The 16,497-nt window shown below is 74.7% G+C and carries 12 protein-coding genes; 5 read left to right on the top strand and 7 right to left on the bottom strand.

Annotation, left to right across the window (positions count from 1 at the left end; genetic code table 11):
- Positions 1-43 precede the first annotated feature (43 nt).
- From murJ to ACI799_RS13810, 3 genes are read right to left on the bottom strand one after another with little or no spacing between them, the layout of a single operon-like run.
- Positions 44-2,116, bottom strand: a complete 2,073-nt coding sequence (gene murJ, locus ACI799_RS13820) for a murein biosynthesis integral membrane protein MurJ (protein ID WP_456600287.1) — start codon at positions 2,114-2,116, stop codon at positions 44-46.
- Complete coding sequence (locus tag ACI799_RS13815) at positions 2,113-4,491, bottom strand: DUF6049 family protein (protein ID WP_456613304.1); 2,379 nt, start codon at positions 4,489-4,491, stop codon at positions 2,113-2,115. The genes murJ and ACI799_RS13815 overlap by 4 nt, the downstream gene beginning before the upstream one ends.
- A complete protein-coding gene (locus ACI799_RS13810) occupies positions 4,488-4,964 on the bottom strand; it encodes an NUDIX hydrolase (protein ID WP_091930860.1) in 477 nt (158 codons plus the stop codon). Before ACI799_RS13810 ends, ACI799_RS13815 begins: the two co-directional genes overlap by 4 nt.
- Positions 4,965-5,410: 446 nt before the next feature.
- On the opposite strand from ACI799_RS13810, the gene ACI799_RS13805 reads away from it, so the two are divergent.
- Entirely contained in the window at positions 5,411-6,910 is a 1,500-nt protein-coding gene (locus ACI799_RS13805) for a CCA tRNA nucleotidyltransferase (protein WP_456613303.1), read from the top strand.
- Positions 6,911-6,959: 49 nt separating this feature from the next.
- Entirely contained in the window at positions 6,960-7,907 is a 948-nt protein-coding gene (locus ACI799_RS13800) for a matrixin family metalloprotease (RefSeq protein ID WP_456613302.1), read from the top strand.
- Between the two features lie 12 nt (positions 7,908-7,919).
- Here the strand turns inward: ACI799_RS13800 and ACI799_RS13795 are convergent, their stop codons facing one another.
- Positions 7,920-9,191, bottom strand: a complete 1,272-nt coding sequence (locus ACI799_RS13795; protein WP_456613301.1) for an MFS transporter — start codon at positions 9,189-9,191, stop codon at positions 7,920-7,922.
- 432 nt (positions 9,192-9,623) lie between these two features.
- Here ACI799_RS13795 and ACI799_RS13790 point away from each other — a divergent pair, with 432 nt between their 5' ends.
- A complete protein-coding gene (locus tag ACI799_RS13790) occupies positions 9,624-10,277 on the top strand; it encodes a YqgE/AlgH family protein (protein WP_456589609.1) in 654 nt (217 codons plus the stop codon).
- A gap of 137 nt (positions 10,278-10,414) precedes the next feature.
- On the opposite strand, the gene ACI799_RS13785 is transcribed toward ACI799_RS13790, so the two are convergent.
- The 3 genes from ACI799_RS13785 to ACI799_RS13775 form a co-directional block, all read right to left on the bottom strand.
- Positions 10,415-11,176 carry a hypothetical protein gene (locus ACI799_RS13785; protein WP_456613300.1) on the bottom strand — a complete coding sequence of 254 codons (762 nt, stop codon included), beginning with the start codon at positions 11,174-11,176 and terminating at the stop codon, positions 10,415-10,417.
- Positions 11,177-11,379: 203 nt separating this feature from the next.
- On the bottom strand, positions 11,380-12,456 hold the full coding sequence (locus tag ACI799_RS13780; RefSeq protein WP_456589611.1) for an inositol-3-phosphate synthase: 1,077 nt from the start codon (positions 12,454-12,456) through the stop codon (positions 11,380-11,382).
- Positions 12,457-12,569: 113 nt separating this feature from the next.
- The gene (locus ACI799_RS13775; protein ID WP_456589612.1) at positions 12,570-13,190 is read right to left on the bottom strand and encodes a helix-turn-helix transcriptional regulator; all 621 of its coding nucleotides are present in this window, start codon (positions 13,188-13,190) and stop codon (positions 12,570-12,572) included.
- 170 nt (positions 13,191-13,360) lie between these two features.
- Between ACI799_RS13775 and ACI799_RS13770 the strand changes: the two genes are divergently transcribed.
- Both ACI799_RS13770 and ACI799_RS13765 read left to right on the top strand, forming a co-directional pair.
- Positions 13,361-13,777, top strand: coding sequence for a DUF5318 family protein (locus ACI799_RS13770; RefSeq protein ID WP_456589613.1), 417 nt, complete (start codon positions 13,361-13,363; stop codon positions 13,775-13,777).
- A 146-nt stretch (positions 13,778-13,923) separates the two neighbouring features.
- Entirely contained in the window at positions 13,924-16,458 is a 2,535-nt protein-coding gene (locus tag ACI799_RS13765) for a transglycosylase domain-containing protein (RefSeq protein ID WP_456613299.1), read from the top strand.
- The last annotated feature ends 39 nt before the right edge of the window (positions 16,459-16,497 follow it).

Genomic DNA, 16,497 nt, shown 5'->3' with positions numbered 1-16,497 from the left:
GGCGGACGCTCCGGCACGGTCGGCCCCAGCGGCCGGCCCTCGGTCACCTGCGTCCCAGCCGGGCCCTGACCGCAGCCAGGGGCTCCCGGAGCTCCGGAACGCGGGCCACCACCAGACCGACCAGTGCGACGCCGCCGACGACCACGGTACCGAGGACGACTTCGACGAGCGAGCCTGCCATGGAGCGTTCGCCCAGGTCGCCGGTCACGATCCGGACAAGACCGCCGACGAGACCGGCCACGAGCGAGACGGCGGCGATCCGGGCGAGGGGGGTGAAGGTCTCGCGGGTGCGCAGCCCGCCGAACCGGCGGCGCAGCGCGAGGTCGCCGATGACCCACCCGGCGACGTAGGTGAGGCTCGTGACGAGCATCAGCCCGGCCACGACGAGCTCCGGCTCGACCACCACGGGAACCAGCACGAGCAGCGGCACCCGGACGGCCACCATGCCGATCTGGATGAGCGTGGGGGTGCGGGCGTCCTTCATGGCGTAGAAGACCCGCAGCTGCAGGAGCGTGACCGCCATCGGCAGCAGCCCGAAGGCGCCGACGGCGAGCGCGGTGCCGATGGCCTGCGCCTCGTCCACCGACGTGTTGCCGCGGGCGAAGGCGAGCACGCCCAGCGGCGGGCCGAGCACGGTGAGGACGGCGGTGACCGGCAGGAGCCCCAGGGCCGAGAGGCGGGTGCCGAGCGAGAGGTCCTCGACCACACCCGGCACGTCCCGACGCGCGGCGGCCCGGCTCATCCGGGGCACCAGCGCGGTGAGCAGCGCGACACCGATGATCCCGTAGGGCATCTGGAAGAGGAGGCTGGCGTACTGGAACGCGGTGGAGCCCAGCCCGCCCGCGCGCTGCGCCGCGTTGGCGATCCGCAGCGCCACCACGACGCCGATCTGGCTCACGGCCACGTAGCCGATGACCCACAGGCCCAGGGTCCCGGCCTCGCGCAGGCCCGTCTCCCGCAGCCCCCACCGGGGCCGGAGCGGGATGCCGGCCTTGCGCAGCAGCGGGACGAGCACGACGGCCTGCACCGCGATGCCGAGCACCGTGCCGATGCCGAGGAGCCACACCAGCCCGGGGGCGATGGTGGCCGGCTCGAGCTCGCCGGGGCCGGCCGCCGCGAGGAACACCAGACCCGTGGCGATCACCACGAGGTTGTTGAGCACCGGCGCCCAGGCGGGTGGCCCGAAGACGCCCCGCGAGTTGAGGATCGCCTGGGCGAACGCGCCGAGCCCGTAGAAGACGATCTCGATCAGCAGCATCCGGGCCAGCCAGTTGGCCACGCGGTACTGCGCCGGGTTCTCGTCGAGGCCCAGCAACGAGGTCAGCAGCGGTGCGGCGAGCATGGCGAGCGCGGTCATGACCAGCAGGCCGGTCAGGGCGATGGTGGCCAGTCGCTGCGCGTAGGCGACACCGTCGTCCCGGTCGCGTTCCTGCGCGTGCACCAGCAGCGGGACGATCACCGAGGTGAGGACGCCGCCGAGGAGCAGCTCGTAGACGATGTTGGGCAGCGTGTTGACGGTGTTGTAGGCGTCGGCGAACAACCCGACGCCCAGGGCGGCGGCAAGCACCATCGTGCGCAGCAGACCGGTGATCCGGGAGACCAGCGTCGCGACCGCCATCGTGCCGGCCGCCCGCAGGATGCCGCCGCTGGCGCCGGGCGCGCCCTCGCGCCGCTCGACGTCCTCGTCGGTCTCCTGCTCGGCGCGCGGTACCGGCGGCAGCACCGGCATGGGGAAGACCTGGGTGTCGTCCGCTGCCGGCACCCAGCGGTGCCGCAGCGGCGGCAGCGGCGGCACGGGCGTGGCCGGTCGTCCCGGCCGGGCGGGCGGGACGGGTGGCAACCGGGGTGGCGACGGCGGCCGGGCCGCGCCGTCCACGACGGCCTCCGCGGGGCCGCCGTCGGTGGTGGGCGGCGCGGCGAAGACCGCGTCGCTCGGCGGGGTCGCCAGGTAGGGGGCCGGTGGCAGCGGTGCGGGAGAGCCCCAGCTGCGGCGGCCCGGTGCCGGCCGGGCGGGTGCCGACGGCGGGGGCAGCGGGAGCGCGCGGGGGCGGTCGCCGCCCTGCGCGCCGTCCACGGCGTCGGGGGGGTTCCCCGGGGAGCCGGGTCGCTCGCTCACACCGGGCTCCGCGTGGGGGCGGCGGACAGCCCCGGGGACCCGGGTCCGGCGCCGCCGTCACCCGGAACGGCGCCCCGGCGCCGCCGGAGCACGAAGCGCACGAGGCGCCGCAGGAACAGCAGGCCGAGGAGTGCGGCGGCACCGATGGTGATGGACAGGGAGATCGGGCCGTAGGCGGTGCTCTTGACCTGCATCTCCACCGGGTCGCCCAACGGGCTCCCGGACGGCGTCGTCACCTGCGCGGTGACGGTGAAGCCGCCGGACCGGCGCAGCTCGGTGGGCACCTGCAGGGTCGTGCGCTGCTCGGGCGCCAGGGTCTGCACGCCGATGTCCCCGATGGCCAGACCGCCGCTGGCCGGCGGCTCCACGTGCAGCCTGACGTCGACCGGGAAGGGCAGTGGGTTGTCCACGGTCAGGACCAGCGGCGCGTCGCTGGAGGCGAGGCTGTAGGTGCCGTCGGCCGGGGCGACGACGGTGACGCGCTCCATCACGCCGCCGAGCGTGCCTCGCGCGTCGGCGGCGGCGGCCACGAACTCCTCGGGGTCGTCGCGGCGGAGCACCGAGGCGGCACGAGCGATGCCGGCGTCGTAGGACCGCAGGGCCAGGTCGGCGTTCCCGGGGATCGCCTCGGCGAGTTCCTCCCGGGCGGCCACGGCCTCGGCGAGGACCGCCATCCCGGCCGGGTCGAGGGCGGTGTCCGTGCTCGGTGCGGTGAGCGTGCCGGCGTCGGCTGCCGGTGCGTCGCCGATCGCGGCCACGCTGCCCGCCTGCAGCCAGGGCAGGCCGGCGGTGTCGGAGATCATCGCGCCGGCACCCTCGACACCGGCATCGAGATCGCGCGGCGGGGCGACGAGCACCGTCTGCTCGCTCCCCGGTGGGGCCTGCAGGTTGAGCGCGGCCAGCTCCGCCAGGTAGCGCTGCTCGGCGATGCGGGGACCGCCCTGCGTCACCTCGGCGGTGCCGACCACGGCGCTCAGCGTGGGGTCGGCGACCAGCACGTCCAGCGCCCCCGCGCCGAACGGCACCGAGCTGCGGGCGATCGCGTCCGATCCGTCCAGACCGACCGCCGAGTCCCCGTCGGTGAGCGCGCCGCTGCCCAGCACCACCTGGTCGATCCCGCCGGCGCGCAGCGTGTCCAGCGTGGCGGGGGCGTAGGACCCGTCGGGGGCCCAGGCCAGGTCGGTGATCGGCGTGACGTCCAGGACGTCGGTGAGGATCGCCGTCCCCGCGCCGGTGTCGGATGCCTCGGCCGGCTCCGCGGGCGGCGCGCCCCCGTCGACGGCGGGGTTCTCGGACACCGGCGGTGGGCCGGGAGGGTCCTGCGCGGTGCCCTCCGAGGTGCCCGGCAGGCTGCGGGTGACGACCATCGGGAGCCCGGCGGCCTGCAGCCCGTCGGCGTCGACGTCGCCGTAGGGCAGCGCCACGACCGGGCGGGTGGCCACCACCGCGCGCAGCCGTTCGAGGAACGACCGGGCCGCGTCGGTGCCGGTGCCGGCCACTCCGTCGACGGCGTAGGGACCGTCGGCCATGAGCGCCAGCTCCTCCACGAGGGCGGGGTCGAGCGCGAGGGTGACCGGCAGGGGCGCGGCGGGCTCGGTGGCGGGCGGGCCGCCGGGCAGCCGCTCGATCACGGTCAGGGCGCGGTCCAGCCGACCGCCGGTGCCCACGGCCTCGGCGAGCCCGTCGTCGACGAAGTCCCCGGAGGCGTCGCGGTGGCTGGGCTCGGACAGGGGCCACAGCCAGGCCACCGTGGTCCGCGAGGAGGGCACGACGGGCTGCTGGACGAGGAAGGTCGACAGCTCGCCGACCCGGCGCTCCTGGTCGTCGTCGACGGTGCCGTTGACGTTGAACAGGACGGGGTAGACGCCGTCCTGGTCCAGCCGGAGCTCGGCGGAGTCGAGCGTGTAGCTGAACTCCACGCTGCTCCCGGGGGCGAGCTCGCCCGGCAGCGGGGTGAACGCCGGCTGCACGGTGGTCGCAGGGTCGGGATCGTTGACCGCTTCCGAGAGCTCGGGCCGGTCGGTGCGGACGTCGCCGCGCTGCAGTCGCGCGGTCAGCCCGGTGATCGGTTCCGCCCCGGTGTTGGTCAACGTGCCGCTGAGGGTGATCAGCGCGCCCGGGGTCACCGTGCGGGGCTCGAAGCGGGCGACGTCGATGCGGACGGGCCGGTCGGCGGACGCGGCCTCGTCCGGGGCGCTGGGGGCCGGTGCTGCCACTGCCGGGGGCAGGCCGGTCGCCGGCGCGAGGAGGGGGGCGCCGAGCACGAGCGCGCCCGACAGCAGCGGGGCGAGCGCGGCCGCACGCCGGACGGCACCCGGCCGGGCGGGAGCGACGGCGGGGCGGCCACCGGCGCGGGTGGCAGCCGGCCGGGTCACGCGCTGTCGGCCAGGAGTCCGGGGGCGCGCTCGACCAGGGCACGCTCGTCGGCGTAGGCCAGCCGGGTGCTGAGCTCCTCCAACGGGACCCAGGCGACCTCAGTGACCTCGACGTCGGCGTCGGAGAGGGCGCCGCCGACCGCGCGCAGGAGGAAGTGGTGCACCGTCTTGTGCACCCGGCGGCCCTCGGCGACGAACCAGAAGTCGATGATCCCCAGCGGCGCGACGACCTCGCCGATGATGCCGGTCTCCTCGGCGACCTCGCGGACGGCGGTGTCCTCGGGGGTCTCCCCTGCCTCGATGTGCCCCTTGGGCAGCGACCAGAGGAGGCGGCCACGGCGGTCGGTGCGGCCGATCAGGGCGGCACGGGGCCCGGTCACGCCGTCGTCGGCCACCACCAGGCCCCCGGCGGAGGTCTCGTCGACCCGGCGCAGCCGGCGGCCCGGGCGTCCTCGCCCGCCCGTCCCAGCCATGTCAGGAGGGTAGCGCGCGTCCGGCGACAGCTCCGGGAGCATCGCAGCGAGCAGAAGGACCACGCTGCCCCCCACCGCTCGCGAGCTCGCGGCGGGACCCTGCAGCGGGGCCACGATCATCGGTCGACCGCGCGGAGCCGGACCGGTGCTCTCGTCGGCGACAGCTCCGGGAGCATCGCAGCGAGCAGAAGGACCACGCTGCCCCCCACCGCTCGCGAGCTCGCGGCGGGACCCTGCAGCGGGGCCACGATCATCGGTCGACCGCGCGGAGCCGGACCGGTGCTCTCGTCGGCGACAGCTCCGGGAGCATCGCAGCGAGCAGAAGGACCACGCTGCCCCCCACCGCTCGCGAGCTCGCGGCGGGACCCTGCAGCGGGGCCACGATCATCGGTCGACCGCGCGGAGCCGGCTGGGGCGTTTCCGGGCCCGCACTACGCTGGCTCGTCGTGTCCGCCACCCCGCCGAGCCGCCCCGAGCCCGAACCGGTGCCCCCGGCCGTCCAGGAGACCGTCCGCACCCTCGTGGACCTCTCCCCCGTACTCATCGAGCTCGGGCAGCGCTTCGCCGCCGCCGGCTTCGAGGCGCACCTGGTCGGCGGCTCGGTGCGCGACGCCCTGCTGGCCGCTGGTACCGGCGGCGCCGGTGAGGTCGGTGCGGGCCAGGGTGATCTCGACGTCACCACCGACGCGCGTCCGGAACAGATCCTCGAGCTGCTGCGCGGGTGGGCCCGTTCCACGTGGAACACCGGCATCGCCTTCGGGACCGTGGGCGCCGACATCGGCGGGGTCCGGGTGGAGATCACCACCTACCGCGCGGACCGGTACGACCGGACGTCACGCAACCCGGAGGTCGCCTGGGGGAACTCGCTCACCGACGACCTGGCGCGGCGGGACTTCACGGTGAACGCGATGGCCGTCTCGCTCGGCCCGGACCGGACGGTGACCGATCCCTTCGGCGGCCTGGGTGACCTGCTGGCGAAGCGGCTGCGCACGCCCGGCGCCGCCACCGAGTCGTTCGCCGACGACCCGTTGCGCATGCTGCGGGCCGTCCGGTTCGTGGCCCAGCTGGGGCTGGCCCCCGATGAGGACGTCGTCGCGGCGATGACCTCGCTGGCCGGCGAGCTCGCCCGGATCACCCCCGAGCGCGTGCAGGCCGAGCTCTCCAAGACGCTGCTCCAGGACGCCCCGCGCGCCGCCCTGGAGCTGTTCGTCGCCGCGGGCCTGGCCGACGTCGTCCTGCCGGAGCTCTCCGCCCTGCGGATGGAGATCGACGAGCACCACCAGCACAAGGACGTCTACACCCACTCGCTGACCGTCCTGGACCAGGCGATCGCCCTGGAGCTCGCCGACGAGGCGCACGAGTCCCCCGACCTGGTGCTGCGGCTGGCTGCCCTGCTGCACGACATCGGCAAGCCGGCCACCCGCCGGCACGAGGACCGCGGCCGGGTCTCCTTCCACCACCACGAAGTGGTCGGCGCCAAGCTGGTCCGCAAGCGGCTGACCGCGCTCCGCTACCCCAAGGACGTCGTCGAGGCCGTCGCCCGGCTCACCTTCCTGCACCTGCGCTTCCACGGGTACGGCGACGGCCAGTGGACCGACTCGGCCGTCCGCCGGTACGTCACCGACGCCGGAGAGCTCCTGCCCCGGCTGCACAAGCTCGTGCGGTCGGACTCGACCACCCGCAACAAGCGGCGGGCCGCGGCGCTGTCGGCGACCTACGACTCGCTGGAGCAGCGGATCGCCGAACTGGCCGCGCAGGAGGACCTGGCGCGGGTACGTCCCGACCTCGACGGCAACGCCATCATGGAGCTCCTCGGCCTGGGGCCGGGTCCCGAGGTGGGGGCGGCCTGGCGCTTCCTCAAGGACCTGCGGCTCGAGCGGGGACCGTTGGACCGCGAGGAGGCCGAGGAGGCCCTCCGGGCGTGGTGGGCCGCACGCCAGCGCTGACCCCCCGGACTGGGCGGCCCGGCTCCAGGAGGGTCGCGACGGTGCCGACATGAGCGGTGTGCACCCCGAGCACCCCGACGACGACGCCCGGCTGCCGGCCTCCGCGACCGGCCGGACGCCGCAGTGGGTCCTCGACGAGCTGGCCGGCCCGGCCCCCGCGCCCCCTCCGGCGCCCCGCCGGAGACGCCGGGGCCGGTGGGCCGTGCCGGTCGTCGCCGTCGCAGTGGCGACGGGGATCGCCCTGACCGATCCTCCGGCGTGGCCCTGGGCGGCGGACGGCCTCCCCGCGCCGGGGACGGCCGCCCCCGCCGTCCCCGCGCGGCCGACCGACCGCCCTACGCCGTCCGGGGCCACGACGCCGTTGGGGAGTCCGCCGGCACCGCCGGCAGCGGGCGGGGCGCACGCCTACGGGGCGCTGCAGGAGGACGGGGTGACGCCGGTCGCCTACGACCCCTGCCGCGAGATCCACTACGTCCTGCGCCCGGCCGCGGCGCCGCCGGGCACCGAGGAGCTGGTGCACGACGCCGTCACCGGGATCAGCGAGGTCACCGGCCTGCGGTTCGTCTTCGACGGGTACACCGACGAGCCGATGGGCGGGCAGCGGGCGCCCTTCCAGCCCGACCGCTATGGGGACCGCTGGGCGCCGGTGCTGATCGGCTGGCAGACCGAGGCGGAGGACCCCACCCTCGCCGGCGACGTGGTCGGAGCCGCCGGGAGCACCGCGGTCTCCCTCGGCGACGGACTCCGGGTGTACGTCACCGGCGCCGTGAGCCTGGACGCCGGCCAGGCACCGCGCCTGCTGGCCGAACCGGGGGGCGCCGCCGCCGTCCGGTCGGTGGTGCTGCACGAGCTGGGGCACCTGGTGGGGCTCTCCCACGTGGACGACGACCGGGAACTCATGTACCCCGAGGCCCGGCGCGCGGTGGCCGAGTTCGCCGACGGGGACCGCACGGGCCTGGCCGCGCTCGGCCGGGGACCGTGCGTGCCCGAGCTCTGAGCGACGGGCGGGTCAGCGCCGGACCATGCGCGCGTGCAGCAGGGCGGTGGCGACGTAGCCCGCGCCGATGACGCCGAGCAGCGGAGGCGAGACGCCGGACGCCGGGAGGGTGAACGCCCCCGCCAGCAGCGCGGCGACGTAGCTGACGTTGAACACGGTGTCGTAGACGGAGAAGACCCGTCCCCGGTGGTCGTCGTCGATCGACTCCTGCAGCGTCGTGTCGACGCAGATCTTCACCCCCTGACCCAGGAGGCCCAGGACGAACCCGGCCGCCACGGCGGCCGGGGGCTGCACCAGCAGGCCCAGGCCGACCTGGAGTGCTCCGCCGACGGTCAGCAGGAGCCCGATCCACCGGTGCTTGCCGATGCGCCGCACGGCGGACGGCGTCACGGCTGCGGCGGTGAGCGTGCCCACGGCGATCGCGGCGACGACTTGCCCGAGCCCCACCAGGCCGCCGGGGAAGGCGCCGGCCTCGCCGACGAAGGTGTTCCGGTAGAGCAGCAGGGCCATCAGCGTCAGCAGGCCGAACCAGACGCGGTGCAGGCCGATCGCGGTGAGCGCGGCGGCGGCCGGGCGGTGCCGCCAGGCGTGCCGGGCGCCGGCGACCATGCCGGCCAGCACCTGTGCCGCGGACAACCGGGCCGAACGCGCCATGTGGTCGGGCCCCAGGTACCCCCGCCGGAAGCCGGCGACGACGGTCGCTGCCGCGAGGTAGGGCAGGGCCGCCGACAGGGCCACCGTGGCGTACCCGGCGTCGTCGGAGCCGGTCAGCTGGAGGAGGACAAGGGCCGCCCCGCCCCCGGCGACCGTGGCCACGGCGCCCGACGTCGTCGAGAGGGCGTTGGCCGGGACCAGGGCCGTGTCGTCGACCGTGTGCGGGAGCCCGGCCGAGAGCGCCGCGAGCACGAACCGGTTGACCGAGAAGACGGCGAGCCCGGCCACGTAGAAGCCCGTTCCCTGGACGCCGGCGACCACCAGCGCGGCCACCACCGAAACGAGGCCCGCCCGCAGCACGTTGGCGAGGAGGAGGACCTGGCGCCGGCTCCAGCGGTCCAGCCAGACGCCGGCGAACGGCCCGACGAAGGAGTACGGCAGCAGGAGGACGGCGAAGCCGGCGGCGATGTCGACCGGGTCGGCGGCGCGCTGGGGGTTGAACAGCACCGTGCCGGCGAGGGCGGCCTGGAAGACGCCGTCCCCGAACTGCGAGAGCAACCGTGTGCCCAGGAGTCTCCGGAAGTCCCGGCGCGCCAGGACGCCCCGCACGGTCGTCCCCGCCTCCGTCACCCGGCCACCCTAGTGAAAGGACCCCCTGCCCCCCGCCCCTCGCAGGCTCGCGGCGGGACCCTGCAGGGGGCCGCCGTCCCCCTCCCCGCTCGCAGGCTCGCGGCGAGCCTCTGGACGGGGCCGCCTGCCCCCCGCCCCTCGCAGGCTCGCGGCGGGACCCTGCAGGGGGCCGCCGTCCCCCTCCCCGCTCGCAGGCTCGCGGCGAGCCTCTGGACGGGGCCGCCTGCTCCCCGCCCCTCGGAGGCTCGCGGCGGGACCCTGCAGGGGGCCGCCGTCCTCCTCCCTGCTCGCAGCTCGCGGCGAGCCTCTGGACGGGGCCGCCTGCTCCCCGCCCCTCGCAGGCAAGCGGGGGCCGGCCGGTCCCCTGCCATCCGCGCGGCCGGGAAGCGACCGTCGGCGTCGAGGTGGGGCACACTGGGGAGGATGTCGCCGGTGCCTCCCCCGCCCGAGCCCGAGTCCGGTCCGCCCTCGCGGCCCGCGACCGGTCGCCGTCGTGCCGCTGCGGTCCCCCAGCTGTCGGTCGGCTGCCTGGACGACGTCCGGGCGGGCGCCCTCCTGGTGGCGATGCCGGCGTTGACCGAACCCACGTTCGCCGGCTCGGTCGTCTACGTCCTCGACCACTCCGACACCGGCACGCTCGGTGTCGTCCTGGGGCAGCCCAGCCAGGTGGAGATCCGCGACGTGCTGCCGGGCTGGTGCGATCTCGCCGTCGCCCCCGGGGTCTTCCACGTGGGCGGGCCGTGCGAGACCGACACGGCGCTGTGCCTGGCGACCGCGGCCGCCGACGTGGTGGCGCCCGCCCTGCGTCCCGTGGCGGGTGACGTGCACCTCGTCGACCTCGACACCGACCCCGAGGAGCTCGTCGGCCGGCTGCGCGGGCTGCGGGTCTTCGCCGGCTATGCGGGCTGGTCACCCGGTCAGCTGGCCGACGAGATCGCCGAGGGAGCGTGGGCCTGCGTCCCGAGCCGGCCCGGTGACGTGCTCAGCGACCTCTCGGGCCCGCAGCTCTGGCGCCGGGTGGTGGGACGGCAGACCGGTCGCCTCGCGGTGCTCTCGTCGGCGACGCCGGATCCCACCGTCAACTGACGCCTCACCTGCCACGCACCGGCAGCGCGATCAGCCGCCGTCTGGTAGGAAGGGACCCGGGAAGGGGCGGTCTGGGGAAGAGGCCGCCCCTTCCCGCTGTCTTCCGGCGGTGACGATCCCCGCCCCGGCCGGCCCGGTCAGATGCCGAACGCCTCGGCGATCTCCGGGTGGTCCGCCGCGGCTGCCGTCTCCCCCGCCGTGGGCAGCGCCAGCCGGCGGGTCCCGTGCTCCGCGAGCGTGACGGTCACCTCCATGCTGCCGTCGGCCAGCGGCGTCCGGTACTGAACGAGCGTCCGGTCGGAGTCGTCGACCGCGACGGTGCGCTCGTCCCGGAGCCGGTACATCGTGGTCGGCCGGCCGTCGATCGCCTGCTCCCCGTGCCACTGGTACGGGCCGGTCAGGAAGTCCTCGGGCTCGTCGGGGCGCTCCGCGGAGAGGTTCTGCAGCACCCGGATGACCACGTCGAGCAGCGGCGGTTCCGCCTGCTCCGTCGACAGGGGCCGGCGCAGGTAGGTCGCGGCCGGCGCGCCGTCGGCGGCGAGCGCCTCGGTCAGCCCCGGCACGTCACCGGACCAGAGGTGGTCGCGGTCGAAGAAGAGGGTGCGGGTGTCCCGGTCCTCGCTGTCGACCTCGGTCACCGCCTGCACCTGGCCGACCGCGCGCTGGAAGTCGATCTGGCCGGTCAGCGTGAGCACCGCGTCATCGGAGAACGGCACCGTCACGACGAAATCCGCGCCGCCCTCCTCGTGGTTGCGGTGCAGCAGCTCCGCCAGCACGGCGGCGTCCTCCTCGGTGACCGGCTCACCGTCCTGCCGCGGCTCGGTCGTGCACCCGGCGAGGATCAGGAGTGCCAGCCCCGCCGCGCTCGCTCGGGGGACGAGGCGGGGGCGGGCAGGCATGACGGAAGCGTAGTGAAGGGACCGCCCCGCCCCCGCCACTCGCAGGCTCGCGGCGGGTCCCTGCAGGGGGGCCACCCATCCCCCGGCAGGAAACGCGACAGGGCCCGCATCCCCGGAGGGATGCGGGCCCGGTGACCGTATGGAACGGCCTCCCTGCAGGGCCCCGCCGTGAGCGGAGCGAGCGGTGGGGGGCAGGGAGGTCCTTACGCGACGTCGCCGCGGATGAAGGCCTCGACGGCGTCCCGGGCCTCGCTGTCGCTGTACTGCACCGGCGGGCTCTTCATGAAGTAGGAGGACGCCGACAGGATCGGGCCGCCGATGCCGCGGTCCTTGGCGATCTTCGCGGCGCGGACGGCGTCGATGATGATGCCGGCCGAGTTCGGGGAGTCCCAGACCTCGAGCTTGTACTCCAGGTTCAGCGGGACGTCGCCGAACGCGCGGCCCTCGAGGCGGACGTAGGCCCACTTGCGGTCGCTCAGCCACGGCACGTGGTCCGACGGGCCGATGTGCACGTTGCCCACGCCCATGTCCCGGTCGACCTGGCTGGTGACGGCCTGGGTCTTGGAGATCTTCTTGGACTCCAGTCGCTCGCGCTCGAGCATGTTCTTGAAGTCCATGTTGCCGCCGACGTTGAGCTGCATCGTGCGGTCCAGCTGCACGCCGCGGTCCTCGAAGAGCTTGGCGAGCACCCGGTGGGTGATGGTGGCGCCGACCTGGCTCTTGATGTCGTCGCCGACGATCGGCACACCGGCGGCGGTGAACTTGTCCGCCCACTCCTTCGTGCCGGCGATGAACACCGGCAGGGCGTTGACGAACGCGACGCCGGCGTCGAGCGCGGCCTGCGCGTAGAACTCGGCGGCCTGCTGCGACCCGACGGGGAGGTAGCAGACGAGCACGTCCGCGCCGGACTCGCGCAGGGCGGCGACGACGTCGACCGGCTGCTCGTCGGACTCCTCGACCATCTCGCGGTAGTACTTGCCGAGCCCGTCGAGGGTGGTCCCGCGCTGCACGGTCACGCCCAGCGGCGGGACGTCGCAGATCTTGATCGTGTTGTTCTCGCTGGCGACGATGGCCTCGGAGAGGTCGCGGCCGACCTTCTTGGCGTCGACGTCGAACGCGGCCACGAACTCGATGTCGGAGACGTGGTACTCACCGAAACGGACGTGCATCAGGCCCGGGACGGACGTGGTCTCGTCGGCGTCGCGGTAGTAGTGCACGCCCTGCACCAGCGAGGCGGCGCAGTTACCGACGCCGACGATGGCGACCTTGACTGACCCCATGACTCTCCTTACTCCTGGACCGTGGTGGTCCCCTGGGCGCGGACCAGGTGTGGTCCGTTGCTGTCTAGGCGGGCTGGCCCGCCGATAGGTGCTGGGTGGTGCAGTGACCGTTGCTAGGTCGGGACGTGCTCCGCAGCGGCCGGCCCGTCGTCCTCGCCCGAGTGGTGACCCGGCCGGTCGCCGGATTCCGCCCGTTCGCTGTCGATGAGCTCGGAGAGCCAGCGGACCTCTCTGTCCACCGACTCCAGACCGTGGCGCTGCAGTTCGAGCGTGTAGCGGTCGAGCCGTTCGCGGGTCCGGGCCAACGAGGCCCGCAACCCTTCCCGCTGCCGCTCCACGGTGCGCCGGCGGCCTTCGAGGATCCGCAGCCGGACGTCGCGCGCCGTGTGGCGGAAGAAGGCCAGGCGGACGCCGAAGAGACCACCGTCGTCGTAGGCCTCCGGGCCGGTCTGGCTGACCAGCTCGTGGAAGCGCTCCTTGCCTTCCGCGGTGATCGTGTAGACCACCTTCCCGCGCCGGCCGGTCAGCGGCGGTGCGTCGGCCGGCAGCAGGGCACGCGGCGTGGGCTCGTCGGTGGAGATCAGCCCGGCCGCCTGCATCCGCCGCAGCGCGGGGTACAGCGAGCCGTAGGAGATGCTGCGCAGCCCGCCGAGCACCGCGGCGAGCTGCTTGCGCAGCTCGTACCCGTGCATCGGGGCCTGGTGCAGCAGGCCGAGGATGGCGAACTCGAGCACGTCGCCCTCCCCGGTCGCGCCTTCAGTCGATGTATCGGCACGATACATCGGGCGTTCCTGCTGCTCCACCCCGGAGCCGTGGGGCGCGTGTGTCACCCGAGGTGAGACCCGAGGTGAGACCCGTGTTCGGCAGTCCCACGGACGCGGGGCCGGTGCGTACATTGGCCGCCGTGCCCGGACGTCGTTCCGTCGTGGACTACTCGCTGCAGCGGCGAGCCGTCCTCGCGGGAGTACATGCGGGCCGTACCGGGTTGTTCGAGGTGTGCGACGCCAGTCCGTACCTCTCGCGGGCGGCCAAGTACCACGGAGAGCCGACCGACACCGCCTGCCCGGTGTGCCGACGGGAACGTCTCACCCTGGTGAACTACGTGTACGGCGAGCACCTCGGGCCGGTGGCCGGCCAGGCCAAGACCGAGGTCGAGCTCGCCCGCATGGACGCCGCCCAGGACGAGTTCTCGGTGTACCGGGTCGAGGTGTGCCGCGGCTGCGGCTGGAACCACCTGGACTGCTCGTACGTCCTCGGAGCTGAGCCCGAGCCGGGCCGACGGCCCCGCCGCGGCCGGCGCCGGGCGGCACCCGAGCAGTGACGGGCCGGTCGGCAGGACCCCCGTCCCACGTGCTCCACCTGGCCCGCAACGCGGCGGGCCTGCTCCGCTGCCACAGCTGAAGACGAACCGCTGCGTCCGGGCAGGTGCCCGGCGTCGCCCACCACAGTCCAGGAAGGGGTGCGCTCGTGCCCAGCCACGACGAGACCTCGCCCGTCGCACCGCGGGCCGGCTCGGTGCGCCGGCCGCCGGCCGCCCGTACCCGCAGCACCGGCGGGGGTGGCGGTTCCGGCCGACCGCCCGCGGGAAGACGTCCTCCCGCGTCGCGGGGCGGCACCGGCTCCTCGCGCGGCGGGGCCGGCTCCTCGCGCGGCGCGACCGGGGCCTCGCGCGGTGGCTCGGGACGCCCCCCGGGCCGCCCGGCCGCCAAGGGCAAGGCGTCCCGAAGCACGAAGCAGCGCCGCAATCGCCGGCTGAAGATCACCGCCGCGGTGATGGGTGGGCTGCTCGCGCTGCTCTGCGTCTTCGTCGGTGTGGTCTATGCCAGCACCGAGGTGCCGAGCCCCGACTCGGTCTCCACCAAGCAGACCACGGTCATCCACTACGCCGACGGTGTCACGGAGATGGCGCGGCTGGGTGACGAGAACCGCACCAACGTGCCGCTGGACCAGATCTCCGAGCCCGCTCAGCGCGCCGTGCTCGCCGCGGAGAACCGGAGCTTCTACACCGACCCGGGTATCTCCTTCACCGGCATCGTCCGCGCGGCGTGGAACAACCTCACCGGGGGCTCCACGCAGGGTGGCTCGACGATCACCCAGCAGTACGTGAAGAACGCCTTCCTGACGTCCGACCAGACGTTCAGCCGCAAGTTCCAGGAGCTGTTCCTGGCGATCAAGCTGGACAACAACTTCTCGAAGGAGCAGATCCTCGAGAACTACCTCAACACCATCTACTACGGCCGCGGCGCCTACGGCATCGAGGCCGCGGCGAACACCTACTTCGGCGTCTCGGCGGCCGAGCTGACCCCGCAGCAGGGCGCCGTGCTCGCCGTCCTGATCCGCAGCCCCTCCGGCAACGACCCCGAGACGAACCCCGAGGGCGCGCAGAAGCGCTGGGGCCTGGTGCTCGACGCGATGGTCGAGGAGGGCTGGCTGACGGCCGAGGAGCGGGCGGCCTCGGTCTACCCCGAGGTGCTGCCCCGGGGCGACTCCCCGCTCGGCACCCCGGAGGGCCCGGAGGGCCACATCGTCAAGGAGGTGCGGCGGGAGCTCCAGGCGCGCGGTTACGACGAGCAGGAGATCAACGCCGGCGGTCTGCAGATCACGACCACGATCAGCAAGCCGGCGCAGGATGCCGCCGTCGCGAGTGCGCGGGCGGCGCTGGACGGTCAGCCGGACAACCTCCGGTCGGCCCTGGTGTCCATCGATCCCCGCACCGGTGGGGTGATCGCCTACTACGGCGGCGAGAACGGCGTCGGGACCGACTTCGCGCAGGCCGTGCGGCAGCCCGGTTCGTCGGTGAAGCCCTACGTCCTGGCCACGGCGCTGGAGCAGGGCATCGGCATCCGGGCGCGACGCGACGGCAGCTCGCCGCAGACCTTCCCCGACCGCCCGGGCCAGCCGGTCACCAACTCCGGCGGCACCAGCTGCGCGGCCTGCACGCTCACCGAGGCGATCACCCGGTCGCTGAACACCACGTTCTACGGCCTGGCGTACGAGGTCGGCCCGGAGAACGTTCGGGAGACGATCCGCGCGGCCACGGGCCTCCCCGAGACCTGGGAGAGCGGCAACCTCGAGGGCTACACGACGCTGGCCAACGCCGACGGGCTGACCGGCTCCTCTATCGGCATCGGCGAGTACGAGATGCGCCCGATCGACCAGGCCCAGGGCTTCGCCACGCTGGCGGCGGGTGGCGTCTTCCGGGACGCGCACTTCGTCTCCCGGGTCACCGACAGCGAGGGGACCGTGCTCCTGGAGAACGCCCCACCGCCCGGCGAGCAGGTGCTGCCGGCCGACGTCGTCAACGACGTGACCGTCGCGCTGGAGGACGTCGCCTCCTACTCCCGCCGGTCGCTCGACGGTGGCCGGGAGGTGGCCAGCAAGACCGGTACGCAGGGGCTGAACCGCGAGGACAACTCCGACGCCTGGATGGTCGGCTACACCCCCTCGGTCTCCACCGCGGTCTGGATGGGCACCGAGTACCGCGAGCCGATCCGGACGACCCAGGGCCAGATCATCTACGGCGCGGGGCTGCCCGGTGCCATCTGGCAGGACTACATGAACGCGGTGCACGCCGGCACCCCGGAGGAGGACCTGCCCGACCGGCCGCTCATCACCGGCGACACCGGTCAGGGCGTTCCCGAGCCGACGACCGAGGCGCCCGCGCCGGTGGACACCCCTGCGGCCCCGCCGTCCACGTCGACCCCGAGCGCACCGACCTCGAGCGCCCCGGCCACCGCGACGCCGAGTACCGGCGGCACCGGTGGCACGGACGGCACCGGTGGCACGGACGGCACCGGTGGCACGGACGGCACCGGTGGCACGGACGGCACCGGTGACACGGACGGCACCGGGGGAACCGGCGGCACGGGCGGGACCGGCGGGACCGGGGGCACCGGGGGAACCGGGGGAACGGGCGGCACCGGGGGAACGGGCGGCACCGGGGGAACCGGCGGCACCGGGGAAGGCACGCCCGGCCCCGTCGTCCCGCCGCCGGTCGACTGATCGATCACGCACACTGCTGCCATGCGCAGCACGCCCACG

The sequence above is a fragment of the Blastococcus sp. SYSU DS0753 genome, from assembly GCF_054051175.1.
This window is presented reverse-complemented; position numbering and strand designations above follow the sequence as displayed.

Bases quoted from the DNA above. Each gene is read 5' to 3' on its own strand.
- ACI799_RS13810 (WP_091930860.1), bottom strand. From the start codon at position 4,964: ATGGCTGGGACGGGCGGGCGAGGACGCCCGGGCCGCCGGCTGCGCCGG.
- ACI799_RS13800 (WP_456613302.1), top strand. From the start codon at position 6,960: ATGAGCGGTGTGCACCCCGAGCACCCCGACGACGACGCCCGGCTGCCG.
- ACI799_RS13785 (WP_456613300.1), bottom strand. From the start codon at position 11,176: ATGCCTGCCCGCCCCCGCCTCGTCCCCCGAGCGAGCGCGGCGGGGCTG.
- ACI799_RS13780 (WP_456589611.1), bottom strand. From the start codon at position 12,456: ATGGGGTCAGTCAAGGTCGCCATCGTCGGCGTCGGTAACTGCGCCGCC.